Below are 22,370 nucleotides of genomic sequence, written 5' to 3'. Positions count from 1 at the left end.
TAAAGGTTTATCTTTTTAAAACCTTTATTTATCCGGTATCTCTGCCTGGCTACTTATAATGAAACACCCATCTACTAATCCTTCAAGGATTAGTAGATGGTCATAAAACAAAAATGGAGATTTCTCTTAACGAAAAATCTCCATTTCACTTTTAGCAACCGTAGCTGCTATTGTGACCAAGCTACAGTTATCTGGCTTTTGTAGCGATATTGCACCGAGGTGCTCATTCTACGTCTGGCTTTCATGCTACTCTCTCAAATAATACCACTCCCTTAGGTGATACTTGATATTAAAGCTTTTTGCAACTATTAGTCATCTCAGACAGTCTACCGAGGCAGCTGACCTTTCACCCTTAACATCAAATTCTCTTAAATCTTATTAATTCAGCAAGCTGTATTAACAGTTATTTAGAAGAACTATTCTATAATGAATTGACCCTGCGACTTTAGTCATCTCAATTTCTAAACCGAAGTCCGAAACCCTTGTACAATTACATCACGAAACTAACTTTACTGACCTAACACTCTTTTGTGTTTGCCGAGAGTATCTCTCACTTGGTGAATCTAAGGTCATCATTATTTTTGCAATCGCAAACTTTTTAAGGTTGTTGTTTCCCACAAGTTTTGAACAAAAAATTGGCCTTAAAAGCAGGTGTTTATCAACCATTATTTACTGATAATCACGGGGTTATCCACACTTTATTTCAGAGCCTCTAATTCAATGGTAAAACAGGTGTATTGATTAGGAATTGATTTAACCAAAAGGTTGCCGTCATGCAGCTTTATTATTTTTCTTGCTAAGCTGAGACCAACACCTGACCCCGCCTTTTTGGTGGTATAGAAGGGGATAAACACTTTATCCATGTCTTCAGCCGCTATACCGGGGCCATTATCAATTATTTTTAATGAAATCTGACGATTACTTTTCGCAAGCTGAATGCCCAGCACTGCATTTTCCTTTCCCCGTAATGCCTCAATGGCATTTTTTATCAGATTGATAATTACATGCTCCATCAAGTCATAATCTGCCGCTATAGTTGAGCCCTCTTTGGCATACTGATATTTAATTTCAATTTGAGCACTCTCCAGATCAGGCTGAAATAATTTTATGATGCGCTGCAAGAGCTCATTCAATTCAAATTGGGTAATGTTTAAATCAGGGTTTTTCGCAAAATCTTTATAGGCATTCACAAATTTCATCAGGCCCTTGCTTCGTCTCTCTATTGTTTTTAGGCTTTCTGATAAATCCTGTGTTTCTTCCTCACTAAAGTTGTTGAATGACTTCTTTCTTTCCAATAGGTTATTGAAGGCATCACTTAAAGAAGCAATAGGGGTTACTGAGTTCATAATCTCATGTGTCAGAACACTAACCAGCCTTTGCCAGGCCTCCACTTCCTTTTGCTCAAGCTCTTCGTTAATATTTTGGATCAATAATAGCGTAAAGGTTTTATCCTGCACCTTAAAAAGTTTGCACTGAATAGATAGCTGGATCAACTGATTATCAATAATGGTTTTTAACACCTTACGATCACCGGATTGCAGTGATTTTACCATGCTTAAAAGACCATCATCAATTTCTTTCAACTCATCAATGTGTCTGAGGATAGGGCGTTTTAATAAATTTTTAGCGGCAGGGTTTAGTAAATCGATCTTACCTTCCTCGTCATAACTAATAAGCGCAACACCCAGGTTTTCGTTGAGTGTTTGCAGGTATAAATAGTGCGACTCACGCTCCATAGATACACGATGAAACTCTTCTATAACATCATTAAAAACCTTGTTAAGCTTATTATGTCCTTCCTGATCGTTTTTGAAAGAGTGTGTGAATCCTCCTTGTTTGACGTTCAACAGGAACTGAGCAAGATTACGACTGGTCTTTTCTACATAATATATGAGGTTCGCCACAAGCCCCGATAAGATCAGGACTAATACTAAAGGCGTGAAAAACCAATCACGATTGAGCAGCACCCAGGAAAGTACCAACGATGCCAGAAGGATAAGTAAGCAGCGGAATATGACATGGAATTTAAAACTCATGCCTTAATATTTGATGCCATATTTATCCATCTTCCTATAAATGGTGGTACGTCCTAAACCCAACTCTTTGGCTGCCTTGCTAATATTGCCTTCATACTTTTTGATGGCCCTTTCTATCGTGTTCTTTTCGATGTCATCAAGGTTCACAGTGTCTACCAAAGGGTTGGCCAAATTATTTTGGTTGATAAGAAAATCATTCATAGTGAGGGAATCTGCATCTGACATGATCACCGCTCGCTCTATGGCGTGCATCAACTCACGAATATTGCCAGGCCAACTATATCCTTTCAGCTCATCAATGACTCCTGCACCAAAGGATGCATATTTACCATACTTGTTGTTAAAAGACTTAAGAAAGTGATTAGCTAGCGCTGGTATGTCTTCTACACGTTCCCGTAAGGGAGGCAATACTATAGTTACTGTATTTAATCTATAAAGTAAATCCTCTCTAAAAGCCTTTTCGGCTATTCCTTTTTGGATATCACTATTGGTAGCCGCTATAACCCTATTATTAACTTTAGTAGGTTTGGATCCACCCACTGGAGTTACTTCCTTATTCTGCAATACAGATAAAAGTTTCGCCTGCATAGCTAATGATAGATTGCCAATTTCATCTAAAAACAAGGTGCCTCCATCTGACAAAATAAACCTACCATGCCTGTCTTCTTTAGCATCAGTAAAAGCGCCTTTTACATGTCCAAATAGCTCCGATTCGAATAGCGTTTCTGTAATAGCGCCCAAATCAACCTTAATAAATGGCCCTTTGTTTCGGAGTGAGTTCTTATGCAACAGTTTAGCAATTTCTTCCTTTCCAGTTCCATTCTCACCAAGAATTAGAACATTAGCATCAGTACCGGCAACCTTCTGCACTTGCTTTAGCACTTGCTTCATGGCTTCAGATTCACCCTCTACAATATCATCACTGGCTATCAGCATTTGGTGAATGGAGCTCTGCTGTGCCTTTAAAGTTTTAATCTCTTCTTTGGATTTACCATGCTCATAGGCCAATTGTATGGTTGCCAAAAACTTCTCGTTTTCCCATGGCTTAACTATAAAATCCGCAGCCCCACGCTTCATGGCTTCAACCGCAAGCTTGATGTCACCATAGGCGGTCATCATTACCACTTGTTGGTCTGGTTTAATCTCACGGATCTTTTGTAGCCAGGTAAGACCGTCTTGTCCGTTAGTAGCCCCAGTAGTGAAATTCATATCCAGTAAAACCACATCAAATTGCTGATTACTGAGCAAAAAATTAATCTGCTGTGGATTACTCTCCACCACCACTTTTGAAAATTGTGGTTTTAAGACAATGCGTGCTGTATGTAGCACATCTACATCATCATCGATTACCAATATATGCGCATCATTCATATTGTTGGCAATTTATTAAAATGTTTCAATACGGAACATTTTTATGTTTCATAATGAAACATAGAATTTAAAATTTGTAAAAGAAAAAGGCCTCAATTGAGGCCTTTTATGTTAGAGTTATTGCTTTAATTATTGAATGGATATTCTTCTGACTAAAGAAGACGAACTGTCTTTAATCTTCACCAAATAAATGCCCTGAGCAAAGGCACTTACGTCAATGCTGAATTCAGTAGCCTGGTTATTCATTTCTACTGACTTTGCCCATTTGACTTTTCCATTTAGATCAACGATCTGCACAGTAGTCAACCCTTTGAATGTATTATTAACCCCAATTGTAAGCTGCTCATTAGCAGGTACAGGATAAATTAATACATCGCTATCAACTTCTTTTAATATGCCAGTTGGTATGTCATCATCATCAAATTGAATCCTTAGATTGTCAATTGCCCAGCCCCAGGCATTAGCACCAAAATCTGAGAACAATCTAAACCTAAGCTGAATGATATCACCTGACTCAAAAGTATTCTTGATATCTATTTCCCGAGGTCTATACAAACTTTTTGTTGCTGTATTGGATGTGCCATCCCAAGCCTCGTCAGCATCTGAATCGTAACCATCAAGCAATGGCACCCAGTTATTACCATCCTTTGAACCCTCTACGATAACATAATCCCAAAACTCCTGGTCGCCAAACACTGTTCCTGCTTCACCTTCTTCTACCAAAACAATCTCATCAAACCTTATAAAGGCATCAGTTTCAGCTACAATAATTGGGGTTACTAATTGTGCGGTAAGATTTACCTCATTTACCCCAAGGCTTTCAGCCGTAGGATATGGGTGATCAGTATTTAGTGCTCTTGTGGCACCACTGCCTGATGCTATGTTAATTGTAAAACCATCTTTAATAAAGTCAACATCATTGTTGATATTCTCAAAGTCAGAATAATAAGATACAATTGGTTCTAGATTTTCGGTTACATTAATGGCTGATACACTTGAGAAATAAGGAACGCCACTTACGTAGCTAATTGCCTGAATTTCATAATTACCAGCGACACTTACAGATAATGATGCTTCTAATGACTCAGGTGCAGCGTTTTCTTCAATACTGCCTGCATATAAATCGTTAGCAAATACCTGAGTGCTGTCATAAGCTGATCTTAAATCAATAGTAAGTTCAATTGCCAGTTCAGTAAGCGATTTTCCTATAGAAGCAATAACTGGAGCCAGCGGCACTTCAGGAGCTTTAAAGTCCGCTAATTCTGGAATGTCCGCTGTCCAAATGCCACGTCCAAAAGTTGCTATTATTACTTGACCATCTTTTATTTTAAAATCCCATATTGATACCGAAGGAAATTCATCTAATAAAGACCAGTTAGCTCCTGCATCGGTTGTTTCGAATATGCCTATTTCTGTTCCCGCCCAATAGGTATTTTCGTCATAAGGCATGGCCTGAAGGGCAAAAGTTGCTACATCAGGAAAGCCATTACTTGTACTTCCTGCACTATATCCAGAAATATCTGTCCAAGTTTGACCAAGATCATTTGTCCTAATAATCTTGGGAGAGTTTGCAACAGAAAAGACTGCAAAAGCAGTACTATCCTTAGTCGGGTGTGAGTATATTCCGGTACACAACCCAAGGTTGGCAAAATTGGGCACTGGCTCAAAAGACTCTCCTCCATCAACAGAAACAAATAAAGAGCCCTCTTCGGTCATTCTGCCTCCAGCCCAGACAATTCTTGGGTCAGCTTTTGATACCTCCACATCAGAACCACTCCAGAAGCCCCACTTTTCAGATATTGGTATTTCCCTCCAATTTCTTCCAAAATCAATGCTTTTATATACTCCTGTTTCTTCTACAGTGAATAATACGTCTGTGTCTTGATATGACGAGGACAGCCTTGAAACAAATGGTCCCCCATCTTCACTTAGTCCATTTGTGGCATTATAAAAACTTTCTCCACCATCATCAGTTCCTACAAACCCATTGTTCTGAGAACCTCCAATAAACTTTAATGGATCTGTGTAGTGCGCGACCACTTCAAAACCATCTCCTCCAATAAAAAAATTATAGACGGAAGTACTTGAAGCATCTTCAGAGGCAGATGATAACCAAGTACCATTATCTTGAGTACCGCCCATGTATTGCTCTCTGCCTAAAATCTTGTCAGCACCATAAAACTGACTTGTATTATACCCGGAGCCTAACCAAGTCCAACTGCCATTGGAAACACCTGGTGCAGTACCAGGATCTGAAGCATAAATGCCCCCGTCTGTACCTAATAATATTTTAAACTCACTTTCAGATTGATTGGTAATAATAGGAACCATAACATGATTATCAGGGTGCACACCATTTGTAGTTCCCTGAATATGGAGGTTATTACTGTTGAAGGTCTGTCGCGCATCCGTAACTACAGTAAGGTCCCCACCCAGAATAGCGGATGTAAATCGCGAAATAGTCACTTTTGAACTCGGGAGTGCAGCAGCATTCCAAACGCCTCCTTCAGTCAATGTTGGAAAAACGGTATACATCTCTTTGTGTTCATGTCCTCCATTAAGAGCAATGTTTTCATCAGGAGTAGAGGCACTGTAAGGAACATTATTAACAAATAAATATTCTCGGCTTTGCGTAGTGCCATCACCATCAAAATTTTCGACAATTAAGTTAAATTCACCGTCTTCTTGTTGATCTCTAAAGGAGACCATTAACTGCACATCATCCGTAACATTCCAGACTTCAAAGGGAACTTCAATATAATCTTGAAATGAGTAGTTATTAGCTTCTACACCAGAGCCTTGTCCCGTTGGTATTGTGAAGCGATGTGCCATCTGACTTATGCCTGGACCAAAACGGATTTCTACAGTCTTATCTTCTGCTTCTGCAGGTTTTACATCAAGCCTTCCACCTGCATCACTTACATTTGAAAAATTTGAAAAACTAACAAAGTCCTTTACTTCATCGGCTTCCAAACCATAAAAAGTAGTAGTCTCTCCATCTAAAGAAGGGTTTCTGGTAAGGCTAAACAAACTTACCCCTCCAAAATATACATTATCATCATTAAAAGGATTTACTAATATACAATTGTCATAGGAGCCCTGAACTAAAAAGTCTATCGGTGCATCGTCAAAGATTACTTCGACTAAATTCCAAATTGCTCCCCCATCTTCTGTTAAATACAAGTCAGCACCTGCCCCGGATCTAGTTCCTACAGCAGATCCATATACTTTATTAGGGTTAGTATGAGATATGGCTAACTCTAATCTATTACTTAGGCTTAACCCGGTACTTACTTCTGTCCATGTTAATCCGGCATCAATAGATTTAACAACCCCTTCTGCCAAGACGGACGCGTATTGTATATTGAAGTCGGATGGTGCAGCAATGACTTGCTGGACAGGCCTTCCAGCACTTTGAAACACCTTATTCCATGAAACTCCACCATCAGTTGAGCGCATGATCGCACCATCTCCAAAATCAAATCCCAAACTTCTCTTTCCTGCTGTGCTAGCCAGCAGAGTATTCTCGTTGGTAGGGTCAACAATTATTCTACTTACATTACCAAAATCATTATTGACCGTACTAGCCAATAAACTCCATGTAACACCTTTATCTTCAGATTTGTAAATCCCATTACCATTTTGACCAAAGGGCGCTCCACCACCAAATGATTCCCCCGTACCGGCATACATTACGGAACTATTTGAAGCAGACATGGCCAATGATACCACTTGTAAATTTTCAATTTCAGGGGCTATTTCAAGCCATGATATTCCTCCATCCGTTGTTTTCCAAATTCCACCACTCACACCTGCTGCAAACCATGTTTGACTTGAATTATCATCCGGGTCAACAATAATAGCCCGGGTTCTTCCAGGCACATTAACTGGCCCCCTTTCTTTAAAGGTAGGTGTAGATTCAGTTCTAGAACTAAACCTTTTCCCTTTTTTGGCCTTTAATAATTCTTGATTCTTATAATCAAATTTATACTGAGGGTGCTTAAAAGGAGCATCCAAATCTTCTTGTCCTGCTCTAATCGCAGCCTGATAATATGCATATTTTTCTGGCCCATCATAAGTTCTTCCATTTACAACAATAGATTTTTTATGTGTTTTGCTTTTAGATTTGGCAACGAAATTATCTTTTCGTGTGTCATTAAATTGTAATAATGACATCATGATGAGTACAGCAGAAAATACTGCACCCATAATCAATTTGAAGGCGGACTTTTTCATTTAATTATTCTTGGTTTAGGTCAGGAGCAGACTCCCTTTTTTTAGTTTCAACATTGTACACATAATAGTTGTTTGAACTATCAACAACTGGGATACCTGATATCAAATCAGCTCGCACTTCGTTTTCTGATTGCCAGGATACCTTTCTTATTCGTTCTTTTGATTCATATATAACCTCGTTCTTATTTAGGTCATAAATTATGAATACCACTCTGCTTACATTGTCTTCTACCTTACTTGTAGAACATAACATATAAGTTTTGGTTACATTGGGTTGATAAATAACGTCACCCCCTAACATTTTCAGTGCTGCTTCCTCTACTTTTTCATGGTTTTCTACATCCTGGGGAGCCTTAGAGGCATTACATGCGACAAAAAAGCATAGCGATAGTAAAGCAAGGACTTTTGCCATTTTGATTAATAGTTTGGTTTACAGTAATAAAATAGCTTGAAAGTTACATTGAAATTGTGGTAGTCAAAATATAATACTGCTCTAATTGATATTTTATACCATATTAATTGGAAAATGTTGCTGCCTGATGATCAGCATATTAGTTGTAGACTGTTCCGAACTGAAACAATAAGATGTTTCAGTTCGGAACAGTTCTGCATTTGGAACAGGATCAAATCGTACTTTAAAGTGATTAAACCTTAATTTTATGATATGGCACTGTTTACGCTTATCATAATTTCAAATGATTAAACCATGCTCAGAAATTACCTTAAAATAGCACTAAGAAATCTTGTCAAAAACAAGGTGTTCACTACCGTGAATATTTTAGGCCTTGCCTTCGGCATAGCCTGCTTTGCCTTTATATCATTATGGGTATGGGACGAGCTAAGACAAGACCAATTCCATAACAATGGAGTCAACATCTATCAGCTCTTTGGTGAAGTGGGACCCGATGGTGAAAGACTAATCAGGCCTTACTTTCCTTCTGCCATGGTTGAGCCTGTCATTGATCAATTGCCAGAAGTTGAAAATATTACCAGAGTCTTTCCATCAAAGGTCGTTTTTTCAAAAGATGCTTTTAAGTTCTCAGAATCAGGCCTTTATGTCGATTCATCATTTCTAAAGATTTTTAACTTCCCTTTAAAGGAAGGTGCCATTGAAAATACCTTTAGAGAAACTCACTCCGTAGTTATATCAGCCGAATTAGCTGAAAAATACTTCCCCGGACAATCTGCATTAGGAAAGTATATTGACATTGTACAAAAGGAAAAGCAGCAGTATATAGTTACTGGTGTTCTAGAGTCCCTGCCGGGCTATTCTTCACTTTCATTCGACTACCTTTTACCTTATGACAAATTTGAATCTGAGTCTCGTCCATGGTGGGGGAAGAGCAATAGATGGGCCTTTTCAAATTTTAACCTTACCACCTATGCTCAACTGCAGGACGGTATAAATACCAAAGACTTTGAAGCCAAATTAAACTCGCTCTTTCAAAAGTATCTGCCCGAAGAAACCAATGATGAAATCTTTATTTATCCATTTGAAGAGGTATACTTACACTCAGATTTTTCTAATGGAAGAGTGCCTACAGGAAGAATCAAATATGTTAAATTATTGTTCTTTATAGCCCTCGTTGTACTCTTAATTGCGTGCATCAATTTTATTAATCTTTCCACAGCCATTGCTCATAAAAGAGCTAAAGAGGTAAGCCTTAGAAAAACTGCAGGAGCAAAAAAGGGTCAGATCGTATTTCAGTTTTTAACTGAATCTTTAATTATCTCAGCCTTCGCTTTTATTATCGCCATTGCCTTTGTTGAGGTGCTAATGCCCTCATTCAACCTACTTACCCAAAAAGCCATAGTGGTACCTTTTAGCTCGGTTGGATTTATTTTGCTGCTGGTTGGTTCAACTTTAATCATTGGCATTTTAGCGGGCATTTATCCTGCATTTTTCCTTTCCTCTTTTGATGTTACTAAAACATTAAAAAGTAATGGCTCTATCACTGATGGATTGAAAGGACTTCGCAAAGGCCTGGTGATTTTTCAGTTTACATTATCTATAGTCTTTATAGTCTTTACACTGCTTGTTTTTGACCAAGTGGATTTTATCCAAAACAAAGAGCTTGGTATAAGGAAAAGCAATATAGTAAGGCATGCCCTTAACGGAATTAGAGGTAAGCAAGACACTTATAAAAGCGAACTGCTACAAATACCAGGAGTTGAGTCAGTAACTTTTACTGAGCAGGATCCATTCGGCACTGATAATGCTAACGCTGGTGTTTTTTGGCCGGGAAAACCAGAGGACACGGACATCTTTTTCAATGTAATTCAGGTGGATCAGGACTTTACAGAAACCTTTGAAATTGAAATACTCGAGGGCAAAGCGTTTGAAAAAAATAACTCCAACGATCAAAAAACTTTCCTTATCAATGAGTCAGCGGCCAAAGCCATAATGGTTGAAAATCCAATCGGGATGGATTTAACGGTCTGGGGTCATGAAGGCAAAGTAGTTGGGTTGATCAAAGATTACCACCATCAATCTTTAGCTCAGTCAATAGAGCCCGTAGTGATCATTTGCAACCCACAGGAAACATGGAACGCTTTTATCAGTATTGCCTCTGATCAATCTAAGAAAGATGCTCTTAAGGCTATTCAATCAGTTTACTCAAAGTATGAAGATGAGTATGTATTTGAATACAACTTTGTTGATGACTTGTACCAGCAGAAGTATAGTGACATTGATACCGCTGGTAAATTAAGCAGTGTATTTGCCGTAGCAGCGATCATTATTTCATGCCTTGGCCTATTCGGACTTTCAGCATTTGTTGCTGAACAAAAATCAAAAGAAACCAGTATCAGAAAAGTGCTTGGAGCCTCAGAGGCCAGCCTTCTTATTCTGTTTTCTAAAGGTTTTACAACATTGGTTTTTATCTCGTTTATTATAGCTGCCCCTATTGCCTTCTTTTACGGAAAGTACTGGCTCTCTAATTATGCCTATCACATAGAGGTGGGTGTTATGCCGTTCATTATCGCTGGCGGCTCAGCCATATCTATAGCCCTTCTCACAGTTGGTTATAGCACGCTAAAAGCTGCATTAACAAAGCCTGCTGATGTTTTAAAAGAATCTTAGACTCAAAATAAATGCTCAAAAATTATCTTAAAATCGCCTTTCGCAATATCCTCAAATCGAGGGTGCATGCGGCCATCAATATCACCGGCCTAGCCGTTGGTTTAGCGTCCGTGCTGTTGATTAGCTTATTTATCATTGATGAATTAAGCTATGATCAGTTTCATGAAGATGCTGATGACATTTACCGTATTGCATGGTGGTCTGATGACCCACAAACCCGTACCCCGCACCCAATGGCTCAGGGCCTTGTAGCCGAGTTTCCTCAGGTAGAAACAGCAGTCTCTCTCTCTCCTCTTTGGGGACCTGGTTTAACCAAACAACGCTTCTCAGTTCGTAACCTTGAAAAGGATATCACTTACGATGAAACAGAACTACTGAGTGTAGATAGCACGTTTTTCGATGTGTTTTCATTTAATCTGATCAGAGGTAATAAAGACAAGGTACTTAGAAGCACTCAAGGAGTGGTGATTTCAGAAAGTATTGCCAAAAAGTACTTTGGAGACGAAGATCCAATGGGCAAGGAGTTGTCAATAAACTTTGATGACCTCAAAGTAACGGTAGAAGGTGTATTTGAAGATGTACCCGTCAACTCCCATTTCCATTTTGATATTCTTGTTTCTTATGTGGCCAACAAGTCTATGCGTGAGCCCGGGGATCAGTTTTTTGCCTGGGCAGATTTTGGTCATTTCAATTATATCAGATTAAAGCATAGCAGTAACCCTGATCTATTGCAAAGCCAATTGATGAGCTGGGCTGAGAAATATGTTGATGTATCTCCAGAAGAGTGGAAAAATGCCAAAGAGGCTGGCGATCATTTCGAATTGCAGCGTATCACAGATATTCATCTAAAATCTAACATTAGATGGGAGTTGGAGTCAAATAGTAATATAGAGTACATCTACATTATGCTGGCTGCCGCTATTCTTATTCTTGTAATCGCCTGCATCAATTTTATGAACCTGGCCACTTCACTTTCTGTTATGCGTTCCAAAGAGATAGGCATTAGAAAATCTTTAGGGGCTTTTAAAAAGCAACTCACTTTTCAGTTTCTTGGGGAGTCGTTTCTGATTGCCATTCTAGCAATGATTTTTGCTGGTCTTATTGCAGAAGTTGGATTACCGATCTTCAATTCAATCACAGGCAAATCCTTAGTTATTTCTTATATCAATCAACCCATACTGCTGGTAATTTTGGTAGGAAGCACCCTGATTTCAGGACTAATTGCGGGTCTATATCCTTCACTATTTCTTTCCAATTTAAATGCCGCTGTTAGTCTTAAAGGTATTGAAAAGATTAACCCAAAAGGAAGTTTATTAAGGAAGTCATTGATGGTTTTTCAGTTTGCGATTTCAATGATATTAATCGTTGGGAGTATCGTTATCTATCACCAGCTACAGTTTGTAAATAGCAAAGACCTTGGCTTTGATAGTGAAAAGGTGATTGTAGTTCCACTTAAGAACTACGCTCTGTATTCAAAATTTCAGGAAATGAAAGCCGAAATGCTTCGGATTCCAAATGTTGAAAGTGTATCTGGTAGCTCCAATATTCCTGGTCAGCAGTTCAACCAGAATGCTGTTTCTCTGGCGAATGATCCTAACATGCTTATCAATGCCTCAGAGGTGCTGGTAGAACATGACTTCTTCAAAACATTGGGCATAGAATTCCTTGAAGGCCAAAATTTCAACAAGGACTACAAAAAGGACACTTCTGTTTTTATCATTAATGAGACTGCAGCCAAACAGTTGAATCTAACCAATGGTATTGGTTCTGAAATAGTATGGCATTGGGATAATAATGGTGCCGAGCCATTAAGAGGAACACTCATCGGGATTGTGAAAGATTTCCATTTCAACTCATTACATCAGCCCGTACGGCCATTAATTTTTAATCGCTTTCCTGGTTACAATAGCTTCATTATTAAAACCAAGGTTGGTGATATTAGAGAAACAGTAGCCTCTATCGAGGAAGTTTGGCAGCAGTTTGAAGATCGTTTTGGCTTTGAGTATACCGTACTATCTCAAGACCTGAGTCAGCTTTACAGCAGCGAAAACAAAACGGCTACAGTATTTTCAGGGTTCTCGGCCATCGCCATATTTATTGCCTGCTTTGGCCTTTTCGGAATGGCCTCATTAAGCTACTCACAACGCAAGAAAGAGGTAGGCATTAGAAAAATATTAGGTGCCTCCACTAAGGCATTGTTAAAACTACTACTTCACGATTTTAGCAGGCTGATATTCATTGCCATTGTGGTAGCAATACCCACAGCATGGTGGGTGATGACCCGCTGGCTGGAAAATTTCAGATATCACATAAATATTAACTGGTTTGATTTTGCCCTCGCTGCTACGGCACTAATTGTCGTAGCGCTGATAACCATAGGACATCTGACATTTAGAACAACAAAAGGAAATCCTGTAGATGTGCTGAAAGATTAAAAACCTAAAACTCAAAATCTCATGTTTAAAAACCTCATCAAAGTCGCTATTAGGAACTTACTCAAACACAAGTCCTACTCCATTATCAATATTGCAGGTCTGGCCGGTAGTATTGCCGTAACCATACTGATACTGATTTATGCTCAAAGCATCTTATCCTATGATCAGTTTCATGCCGATTCTGACCAGATATATTTCATGTACAGAGACAGGCCAACCGAAGATGGCAGGTTAGATGTCTTTGACACCTGGTATCCTTTGGTAGATGTGGCTAAAGAAGAATTTCCTACAATTGCCGAAGGAACAAGAAGTGTGAACATTGGTAACACCATGATCCAAAGAGGGGATAAGGGTTTTGAACAATCCCTCACTTATGCGGACTCTAACTTCTTTGATGTGTTCTCCTTCCCAATGATCAAAGGTGATCCATTAACTGCCTTAAACGAGATCGATGCGGTAATAATCTCTGAAGAAGTAGCCAACAAATTCTTTGGTGATGAAGACCCTATAGGCAAAACACTAACTTTTGGTTTTAACAACGAGCGTGTGGTGACTGGAGTTCTGGGAAAAATCCCTTCTAACTCATCTTTCACTTTTGAATGTATTGTTCCTATGAATGACAGGGTGGTTCATAACTGGGTTGGCGAGAATTTATGGGGTGGGTCTTTCTGTAACTCCTTTATCAAGTTAAAAGCTGGTGCAGATGACAAACAACTTGCCGATCAGTTGCACATCCTCATGGATAAATATGTAGTAGAACAAGAAAGGGGCGATTTTCTAATCTTACCAATCAAAGACTATTTTGATAAAATGACTGGCCAAAAGCAATATGCCTATATCATGCTAATTGTTGCCTTTGGCATCTTATTCATTGCCATCATCAACTTTGCTAACCTTTCTACTTCTCAGAGTTTATTAAGAACCAAAGAAGTAGGCGTAAGAAAAGTTTTAGGTGCTAAAAAAGGAGGCCTCATTAGTCAATTTATTGGCGAATCGATGATTATGAGTCTCCTAGCCTTGCTTCTTGGCGGACTGTTAGCAGAGCTTCTTTTACCTAAATTCAACGACCTGATTGGTATCCAGCTGGACATTGTTTACTCACCTATTAACCTGTCAATAATGCTACTTCTGGCACTAGCCATCGGTTTTATCTCTGGTAGCTACCCTGCACTTTTTGTCTCCAGAATGAAGTCCGTTTCGATCTTCAAGGGAGACAAGGTTTCCGGTAAAATGACGGTGCGTAACCTATTGGTGAGCATTCAGTTTATTTTGGCAATTGCCTTGATGGGAAGTTTGGGCATTATCATGCAGCAAATAGATTTTATGAAATCCCATGACTTAAATTTTGATCAGGACAATGTGATGGTAGTCCCATTATCTTTAAGGGATTTTGAAGACCCTCAAGCTGCACTTCCAAGAGTTGTGTCATTTAGAAATGAGCTTAAAAAGCTACCTGGAGTTGAGGCCGTTACGGGTTCCAGCTCAGTGCCAGGAAACTATAGAAGATCATTTACCTTATTTCTGCCAAAAGGTAAAGAAGACATGCCTCCTCTGGACTGGCAAGTAGCCGTTGTTGATCATGATTTCTTTAATACTTATGGTGTAGATGTGCTTCAAGGTCGCTCGTACATTCAAGGGTCAGCCAATGACTTTGAGCATGGGGTAATTCTTAACAGAACGGCTATGGAACAAATTGGCTGGTCATCTATTGAGGGCAAAAAATTATTATTTCCCAGGTCCAGAGAAGAGCTTGATATTGTTGGACTGGTAGAAGATTTTAATGTGCAGTCATTACGTGATCCTGTGCAACCATTAGTGCATTACTATGGTGGAGATAGCGCTAGATCTTATCGATTTATCTCTATAAAACTAAATCCCAAATCAAGAGAAAGTACGCTTGCTTCAATTGCCAGCACCTGGGAGAAAATGGATTTCGGTTTGAACTATGAATACTATTTCCCGGCAGAGCGATTCAGAGACCTTTATGAGACAGAAGAGAATATCGCCAATGTGCTCACTTATGCCATGATTTTGGCCATTGTAATTTCATGCCTCGGACTTTATGCTCTTGCTTCTTTCAGTGTAATGTTGAAAACTAAAGAAATAGCCATCAGAAAAGTACTGGGAGCTTCTATCAGTAGCATCATTACCTCCTTCTCAAAGCAATATCTATATGTCGTTTTAGCTTCTGCTATACCTGCTGTGGTAATCTCATGGTATGGAATGAGCGACTGGCTTCATGACTTTGCTTATAGAATTAGCATTGGGGCTGAGGTTTATATTTTGGCCATTTTAAGTGCTATTGTAATCGCATTTATAACTGTCTCCTATCACGCATTGAAAGCCGGAGTAACCAACCCGGTAGATTCATTGAAAGAAGAATAATATGCTCAAGTATTATGTAATAGCAACCTATAGAAATCTCAAAAAGAGGCCTTTCTTTTTGATGCTGAATGTGCTGGGGCTCACTTTAGGAGTGCTCATAAGCACACTCATAGCTCTCTATGTCAATACTGAATTTTCCACAGATAAAGGTCTCGCCAAATCAGAGCACATTTATAGATTGTTGCGTAATTCGGTAAGGGATGGTCAGGATTATAGAGTAGGAGTAACTTCAGGTCCTTTTGCAGAAGCGCTGGTTAATGATTTTCCTAATGAAGTTGAATCCACACTAAGGGTAATGCCCACCGATGGCCTGGTTTCTGTAAATGATGAAACACATTATAATGAAGACTTTTTCTATTTGGCCGACTCAAACTTCTTCGAGTTTTTTAATTATGAGTTTGTTTATGGTGATGCAAGTACGTCTTTCACAAACCCACAGTCAGTTATCCTGACTGAGGCCACTTCAAAAAGGTTATATGGCGATAAAAATCCTATTAATAAAACGATTCGGTTAGACAGAGATTTCGAGTTCATAGTTACTGGGGTTATTAAAGTGCCTGTGGTTAAATCGCATTTGGATTTTAATATGATCAGTAGAATTGATGTCATTAGAAATTTCAATTTTTTCAAGCAGTGGTGGAGTAATAACCTCGTCACCTATGTGAAAGTTAGTGAAGCATCTTCTCAAACAAAGTTGGAAGCTCTTTTCCCAGGGTTTATGGAGAAATACTTTGGTGAAGATTTCATAAAAACAGGCAGAAAAATGGGGCTTGAGCTCCAGAAAATACGTGATATGTATTTTGATAGTGATGTGCAATACGACAATTATGTTCATGGAAATATTGACACGGTTTACATATTCCTTTGGGTCGGAATATTTCTTATCGTCATAGCCTGCATCAATTTTGTAAACCTTACCACAGCCGTTTCATCGTTAAGAAGCAAGGAAGTTGGTGTTAGAAAAATTCTCGGGTCAAATAAAAAACAGCTTCTAACTCAATATATGTTAGAAGCATTCGCCATCTGCGGTTTTTCCGTAATAGTGGGATTTATGCTGGTGGAGATATTATTGCCACAATTCAACAGCCTGTATAATCTTGACCTTCAAATTAACTGGTTTAACAAGCAAACTATCATTTATGGGTCATCAACCGTTCTAATTTTAGTTACTCTGTCAGGGGTTTATCCTGCTCTGCTTTTATCCTCCTTCAACCCATTAAATACTATTAAAGGCAAAGTGGCGGCATCGGGAACAATGTCAGCCCTTCTGAGAAAAGGTTTGGTGATTTTTCAGTTTACATGCTCTATTCTTCTGTTTATAGCCACACTGGTAATTTCCGGTCAAATGAGCTTTTTATCATCAAAACCACTTGGTTTTGACAAGGAATATGTTGTGCTCATCAATAATAACAATCAGGATTTACAATCCAATCTAGACCTGTTTACAGAAAGAGTGGAACAAGTTAATGGTGTACAGACCGTAAGTACTATGACTGGAGAACCTGGAGGTTTTCATGATACGAATTCACTGCATCTTGAAGGCAATGAAGATGGATTTGCCATGCGAACTGTATTTTGTGATGCTTCATATTTTCAAACCTTTGGCTTAGAAATGAGTACTGGCCGCTTTTTTAGAAAGGACAACCAACCCGACTTAGAAAATGCCATAGTAATAAATGAAACTGCTTCTAAAAGCTTCGGTTTCGCCACTCCAGAAGATGCATTAGGCAAGCGCTTAAAAAATCAATTTGCAGACTCAGCTTTCAGAGAAATTATTGGGGTGGTAAAGGATTATAATTTTTCCTCACTCAAGGACAAAATGGAGGCTTTGGTATTATCTCCTAGCAGACGAGCATGGAAAATTGCCATTAAATTATCAAGTACAAATGTGCAACAACAGCTAGCTGATATTGAAGTTGAATACAAGAGAATTGTAAATGTATACCCTTTTGAATATCAGTTTTTGGATGCGAAAATAGAAGCCATGTACAATGAAGAAGTTACTCAAAAGAACATATTCATATTGTTTAGCCTCACCAGCATTGGAATAAGCTGCCTGGGCATTTTAGGTCTGGCAGCATTTACAGCTAATCAAAGATCTAAGGAGATTAGTATTCGTAAAGTGTTAGGGGCTTCGGTCTATAATATCTCATTGCAGCTTAGCAGCCAGTTTACCAAGCTAGTATTGGCAGCTAACCTTATAGCGTGGCCATTGGCCTGGCTATTTGCTGATGAATGGCTCTCAAATTTTGCCTACAGTATTTCCCTCAATCCTTTTTATTTCATCATTGCCGGAGTGGCAACGTTAATTATAGCACTGCTTACAATATTGTATCAGTCATTAAGCGCTGCTATTTCTAATCCAATTGATGCTTTAAAAGAAGAATAATCCAATAACAACATGCTCAAAAATTATATTAAAATAGCTATACGAACCTTACGCAGAAAATCAGTTTTTGCACTCATTAATGTAGTGGGTCTTTCCTCAGGCCTATTATGTGTTGTCTTTATCTTTAACTGGGTTCAGAATGAGCTGTCTTATGACAGGCACATCAGAAACAGCCAAAATATCTACAGAGTAGCCGCTGAGGCAGGCACTGGAGATGACAAGTGGCATCAGTCGGTCACTAGCCTACCCTTGGGGCCAAGCATGCGAGACACCTATGCCAATATTGTAGCGCAGGCCAGGCTTGATAAAAATAATGCCCTTGTTTCTCGAGGTGAGGTTAAATATATAGAAGACTACATCATCCTGACAGACCCGGAATTTTTTAATGTATTTGACTATCACTTGCTTAAAGGAAATGAAAAAAATGCGCTGTCTAATCCCTATCAAATAGTACTGACAGAAACTATAGCCGATAAATATTTTGCTGGTGAAGATCCGTTAGGCAAGACATTAAAAATACATCAATATGACCCGAATGGCAAGGGTGTTGATTATACCGTAACAGGTGTAATTGCTGATCCTCCGCACAATTCTCATTTTACTTTCAACATGCTAGGCTCCATCAGCACCATAGAAAGTGTGAACCCTGAAGCCATGACCCGATGGATGAACAACAGCTACCATACCTATGTCAAATTAAAGGATGGGACTAACCCTAAAGATATCGAAGCCCAACTGCCAGATTTAATCCAGTTGAATATGGGCGAAGAAATGGAAGAGTATGATCTTTCTTACCGCTTTTATCTGCAACCAATAACAGATATACACCTGCACTCTGACATTCAATATGAATTTAGAGCCAATGGAAATATAGAGCTGGTATGGGTTTTTGGAGCTATTGGAATGCTTATTTTAACCCTCGCCTGTGTTAATTACATCAACCTATCAACCGCATTTTCTCTCGATCGGGTGAGAGAAGTTGGTGTTAGAAAAGTACTCGGAGCGCACAAATCTCAGCTTGTAAAACAACACTTTGCCGAGACCATAATACTAGTGTTAATATCAATATTGCTTTGTGGCCTAATGATAGAAATTGTTAAGCCTGTTTTCTATTCAATTACAGGTAAAACCGACATCAAATTTGACCTCACTACAATACTCTTACAGTTATTTTCCATCTGTATTCCGCTTGTTTTGATTGCCGGCTATTTTCCGGCCAAAATTTTGGCTAATGTAAATACTGTAAGCTCTTTAAAAGGAAAAGTGAATAAAAGCAACACCTCTGCATTGAGATCTGGACTGGTTGTATTTCAATTTTCGGTAACATTATTCATCATCATTTCACTTATTGTGGTTCAGCAGCAGCTAAATTTTGTCCAATCGAAAGATCTGGGCTATGATAAAAATAATCTGCTAGTTCTTGCTGTAAACGGAAGTGAAGAGGTAATAAGTAATTTTGATGCTTTTAAAAACACCTTGATAACCACCCCTGAAATTCAGTCTGTTGCTCGCTCAAACTCAATGATAGTTGGGGGCCTTGGCAATGTTAATGGGCGAATAATTAATGAAAAAGGAGAAAAGCAGTTCGAGAAACTCTATCGTCTGAGAATAGATTATGATTATTTTAACACTTATGGCATTCAGCTATTGAGTGGACGTAATTTCTCTTTAGATCATCCTACTGACTACACGCAAAGCTACATCATCAATGAAAGCACGGCCAAAGCCTTTAATTGGGATGTTCAAGAGGCCATTGGCAAGGAATTGACATTGGGTGGTAATACCGGAAATATCATTGGAGTAACAAAAAACTTTCATTATAACTCATTACACCATGAAATTGAGCCGCTCTGTTTGACTTTACCTCACAGTTATTTTTCCAGAATAACGATAAAAGGCAACAACTCCCAGCAGCTACTAAAAGAAGTTGAACATGCATGGCAAAAGCATTTTCCAGAAGAGCTTTTTGATTATAGATTTCAGGATGATGCGCTCTTTTACAATTATGAAAATGACCTGAGATTTGGTCAAATCTTTAATGTTTTTGCCATCTTATCCTTACTCATTTCATTTCTGGGTCTCTTTGGATTAATTGGCTTTAATATTCAGAAAAGAACCAAAGAAATTGGTATCAGAAAAGTATTGGGCAGCTCATCAACACAAATTATTCAGTTGGTTTCTAAAAGGTATTTAAAACTTATCCTTATCGCGGCAGTTTTTGCAATTCCTTTAGCAGCACTTTCTATGAACGAGTGGCTTGCTACTTTCTCATACCGCACAACAATGGAAGTCTGGTATTTTATTTATGCATTAGTCATTGTGTTGGCATTTGCCTTTGTAATAGTTTTAGTAAGAGCTTTTAAGCCCGCCCTAACTAACCCTGCTAACATTCTTAAAGAGGAGTAAAATTTTACTCCTCTTTAAAATTTCTTTGAATGAACTAATAACCAAAAAAAGCGTTGATGTAACTTTCAACTATTATGGCAAAGACGAAAGTTACTATTGGTCACGTATTTAAGACCATTGTTTGGCCCAGAAGAAATCAGCTTCTTGTTGGCCTTGTATTAATTGTAATCAGCCGTTTGGCAGGCTTGGTGCTTCCGGGCGCCTCCAAGTATTTGATGGATGATGTTATTCCAAACAATAACATGGAAACGCTAAAATTGCTGCTTCTTGCTGTGGCAGGAGCCATTTTAGTTCAGGCCATTACCTCCTTTGCATTAACTCAAATACTAAGTGTAGAAGCTCAAAACCTGATTTCAAAATTGAGAGTCCAGGTTCAGGCTCACATTATAAAATTACCGGTCAGGTTTTTTGATAATACAAAAACCGGAGAGCTCGTATCCCGGATTATGACAGATGTTGAGGGTGTGAGAAATATAGTAGGGACAGGTTTAGCCCAGCTTTTTGGAGGGATTTTGACTTCCATTATCTGTTTGTTTTTATTGATCAACATCAGTCCGATGATGACGGTATACGTATTGGTTCCAGTGGCCATTTTTGGATTCATATCATTGAAGGCATTCGGTAAAATCAGACCAATATTCAGAGAAAGAGGAGTAATTAATGCTCAGGTAACAGGCCGATTGACAGAAACATTAGGTGGTGTAAGAGTAATTAAAGGGTTCAATGCCGAAAAGCAGGAGATCAAAACATTTGAGGATGGCGTAACCAAGCTGTTTCTCAACATTAAGAAGAGTTTGACTTCTACAAGCTTGCTTACGAGCTCAGCTACTTTTTTATTGGGTCTGGCTTCTACGGGTATAATGGGTATCGGTGGTTATATGATCATGAATGGTGATATGACTTTCGGAGATTTCCTTGCATTTACCTTATATCTCGGTTTTATGATTGCCCCAATTGTGCAGATGAGTAATATCGGAAGTCAGTTGACTGAAGCTTTTGCAGGGCTAGACCGTACAGAAGAAATTTTAAACACTCCATTAGAAGATGATCCAACTGTGCGGGTAAACGCAATTGGTCAAATAAAGGGCGATATTGAATTCAAAGATGTGTCATTCGCTTATGAGGAAAATAAAGAGGTAATCAAAGATATCAGCTTTAGCGCTCCACACGGTACAGTCACCGCTTTGGTGGGTACTTCAGGTTCAGGTAAGAGCACTATTGCCGGAATGGCGGCTTCCTTCCTCAACCCTACCAAAGGAAACATTACTGTTGATGGATTGGACATGTCAACCATCACATTAGAAAGTTTTAGAAGTCAATTAGGTGTGGTGTTGCAGAACGATTTTCTTTTTGAAGGTACCATCAGAGAAAACATTCTTTTCCCAAGACCAGATGCAAGTGAAGAGAAATTAATGGAAGCGGTAAAAGCAGCGCATGTGGATGAATTTACAGATCGATTTGAAGAAGGGTTGGATACTTTAATTGGAGAGCGTGGTGTAAAACTTTCTGGAGGTCAGCAGCAACGAATTGCAATAGCCAGAGCTATTTTAGCAGATCCAAGAATTTTGATTTTGGATGAAGCTACCTCTAACCTGGATATGGAAAGTGAAGCTTACATTCAGCAAAGTTTAAAAAAGCTTATGGAAGGCAGAACTACTTTTGTAATTGCTCACAGATTAAGCACTATTCGTCAGGCAGATCAGATTTTGGTGGTGGAAAATGGTCAGATCGTTGAGCGTGGTCAGCATGATGAGCTGATAGCTAAAGAAGGGCGCTATCATAACTTGCATCAGTATCAGGCGAGGATTTAAAAAAGGGAACGTCATTCCCGCGAAGGCGGGAATCTCTTTCCGAAAGTTATGGAGTTGAGATTCCTGAACAAGTCAGGAATGACGTAGTAATTATTTAATTCTTCACCCCAAGCTTCGCCAAAATGTCTGACATCAGGCACCACTTGGTGAAAGACGACTGGAGCAAATTGGCACCAACAAATGCCGTGAACCATAACCAGTTTTGGTTCACATAGATGG

At 38.9% G+C, this 22,370-nt stretch carries 11 protein-coding genes; 6 read left to right on the top strand and 5 right to left on the bottom strand.

Features of this window, described 5'->3' with window-relative positions; genetic code table 11:
- Window positions 1-698: 698 nt before the first annotated feature.
- The 4 genes from E1140_RS20980 to E1140_RS20965 all read right to left on the bottom strand — a co-directional run bounded on the left by E1140_RS20980 (window position 699) and on the right by E1140_RS20965 (window position 8,055).
- A complete protein-coding gene (locus E1140_RS20980; protein ID WP_155188732.1) occupies window positions 699-2,036 on the bottom strand; it encodes a sensor histidine kinase in 1,338 nt (445 codons plus the stop codon).
- Window positions 2,037-2,039: 3 nt separating this feature from the next.
- Window positions 2,040-3,407 (bottom strand): sigma-54-dependent transcriptional regulator, encoded by a 1,368-nt coding sequence (locus tag E1140_RS20975; protein WP_155188729.1) that lies wholly within the window; start codon window positions 3,405-3,407, stop codon window positions 2,040-2,042.
- Window positions 3,408-3,536: 129 nt separating this feature from the next.
- A complete protein-coding gene (locus E1140_RS20970; RefSeq protein ID WP_155188727.1) occupies window positions 3,537-7,643 on the bottom strand; it encodes a T9SS type A sorting domain-containing protein in 4,107 nt (1,368 codons plus the stop codon).
- A gap of 4 nt (window positions 7,644-7,647) precedes the next feature.
- Window positions 7,648-8,055, bottom strand: a complete 408-nt coding sequence (locus tag E1140_RS20965; protein ID WP_155188725.1) for a hypothetical protein — start codon at window positions 8,053-8,055, stop codon at window positions 7,648-7,650.
- Between the two features lie 294 nt (window positions 8,056-8,349).
- Between E1140_RS20965 and E1140_RS20960 the strand changes: the two genes are divergently transcribed.
- The 6 genes from E1140_RS20960 to E1140_RS20935 all read left to right on the top strand — a co-directional run bounded on the left by E1140_RS20960 (window position 8,350) and on the right by E1140_RS20935 (window position 22,151).
- Complete coding sequence (locus E1140_RS20960; protein ID WP_155188723.1) at window positions 8,350-10,725, top strand: ABC transporter permease; 2,376 nt, start codon at window positions 8,350-8,352, stop codon at window positions 10,723-10,725.
- A gap of 11 nt (window positions 10,726-10,736) precedes the next feature.
- On the top strand, window positions 10,737-13,160 hold the full coding sequence (locus E1140_RS20955) for an ABC transporter permease (RefSeq protein ID WP_155188721.1): 2,424 nt from the start codon (window positions 10,737-10,739) through the stop codon (window positions 13,158-13,160).
- A gap of 21 nt (window positions 13,161-13,181) precedes the next feature.
- The gene (locus E1140_RS20950) at window positions 13,182-15,545 is read left to right on the top strand and encodes an ABC transporter permease (protein WP_155188719.1); all 2,364 of its coding nucleotides are present in this window, start codon (window positions 13,182-13,184) and stop codon (window positions 15,543-15,545) included.
- A 1-nt stretch (window position 15,546) separates the two neighbouring features.
- The gene (locus E1140_RS20945; RefSeq protein ID WP_155188717.1) at window positions 15,547-17,934 is read left to right on the top strand and encodes an ABC transporter permease; all 2,388 of its coding nucleotides are present in this window, start codon (window positions 15,547-15,549) and stop codon (window positions 17,932-17,934) included.
- 12 nt (window positions 17,935-17,946) lie between these two features.
- Entirely contained in the window at window positions 17,947-20,340 is a 2,394-nt protein-coding gene (locus E1140_RS20940; RefSeq protein WP_155188715.1) for an ABC transporter permease, read from the top strand.
- A gap of 74 nt (window positions 20,341-20,414) precedes the next feature.
- Window positions 20,415-22,151, top strand: coding sequence for an ABC transporter ATP-binding protein (locus tag E1140_RS20935; protein WP_155188713.1), 1,737 nt, complete (start codon window positions 20,415-20,417; stop codon window positions 22,149-22,151).
- A 94-nt stretch (window positions 22,152-22,245) separates the two neighbouring features.
- Here E1140_RS20935 and E1140_RS21975 read toward each other — a convergent pair whose 3' ends face one another.
- Window positions 22,246-22,362, bottom strand: a complete 117-nt coding sequence (locus tag E1140_RS21975; protein WP_343034273.1) for a YgaP family membrane protein — start codon at window positions 22,360-22,362, stop codon at window positions 22,246-22,248.
- Window positions 22,363-22,370: the final 8 nt, after the last annotated feature.

It is taken from the genome of Fulvivirga lutimaris (assembly GCF_009711525.1).
In the GTDB taxonomy this organism is placed as follows: domain Bacteria; phylum Bacteroidota; class Bacteroidia; order Cytophagales; family Cyclobacteriaceae; genus Fulvivirga; species Fulvivirga lutimaris.
Note: the sequence above shows the minus strand (reverse complement) of the source record. Positions and strands in the feature narration are given on the sequence as shown.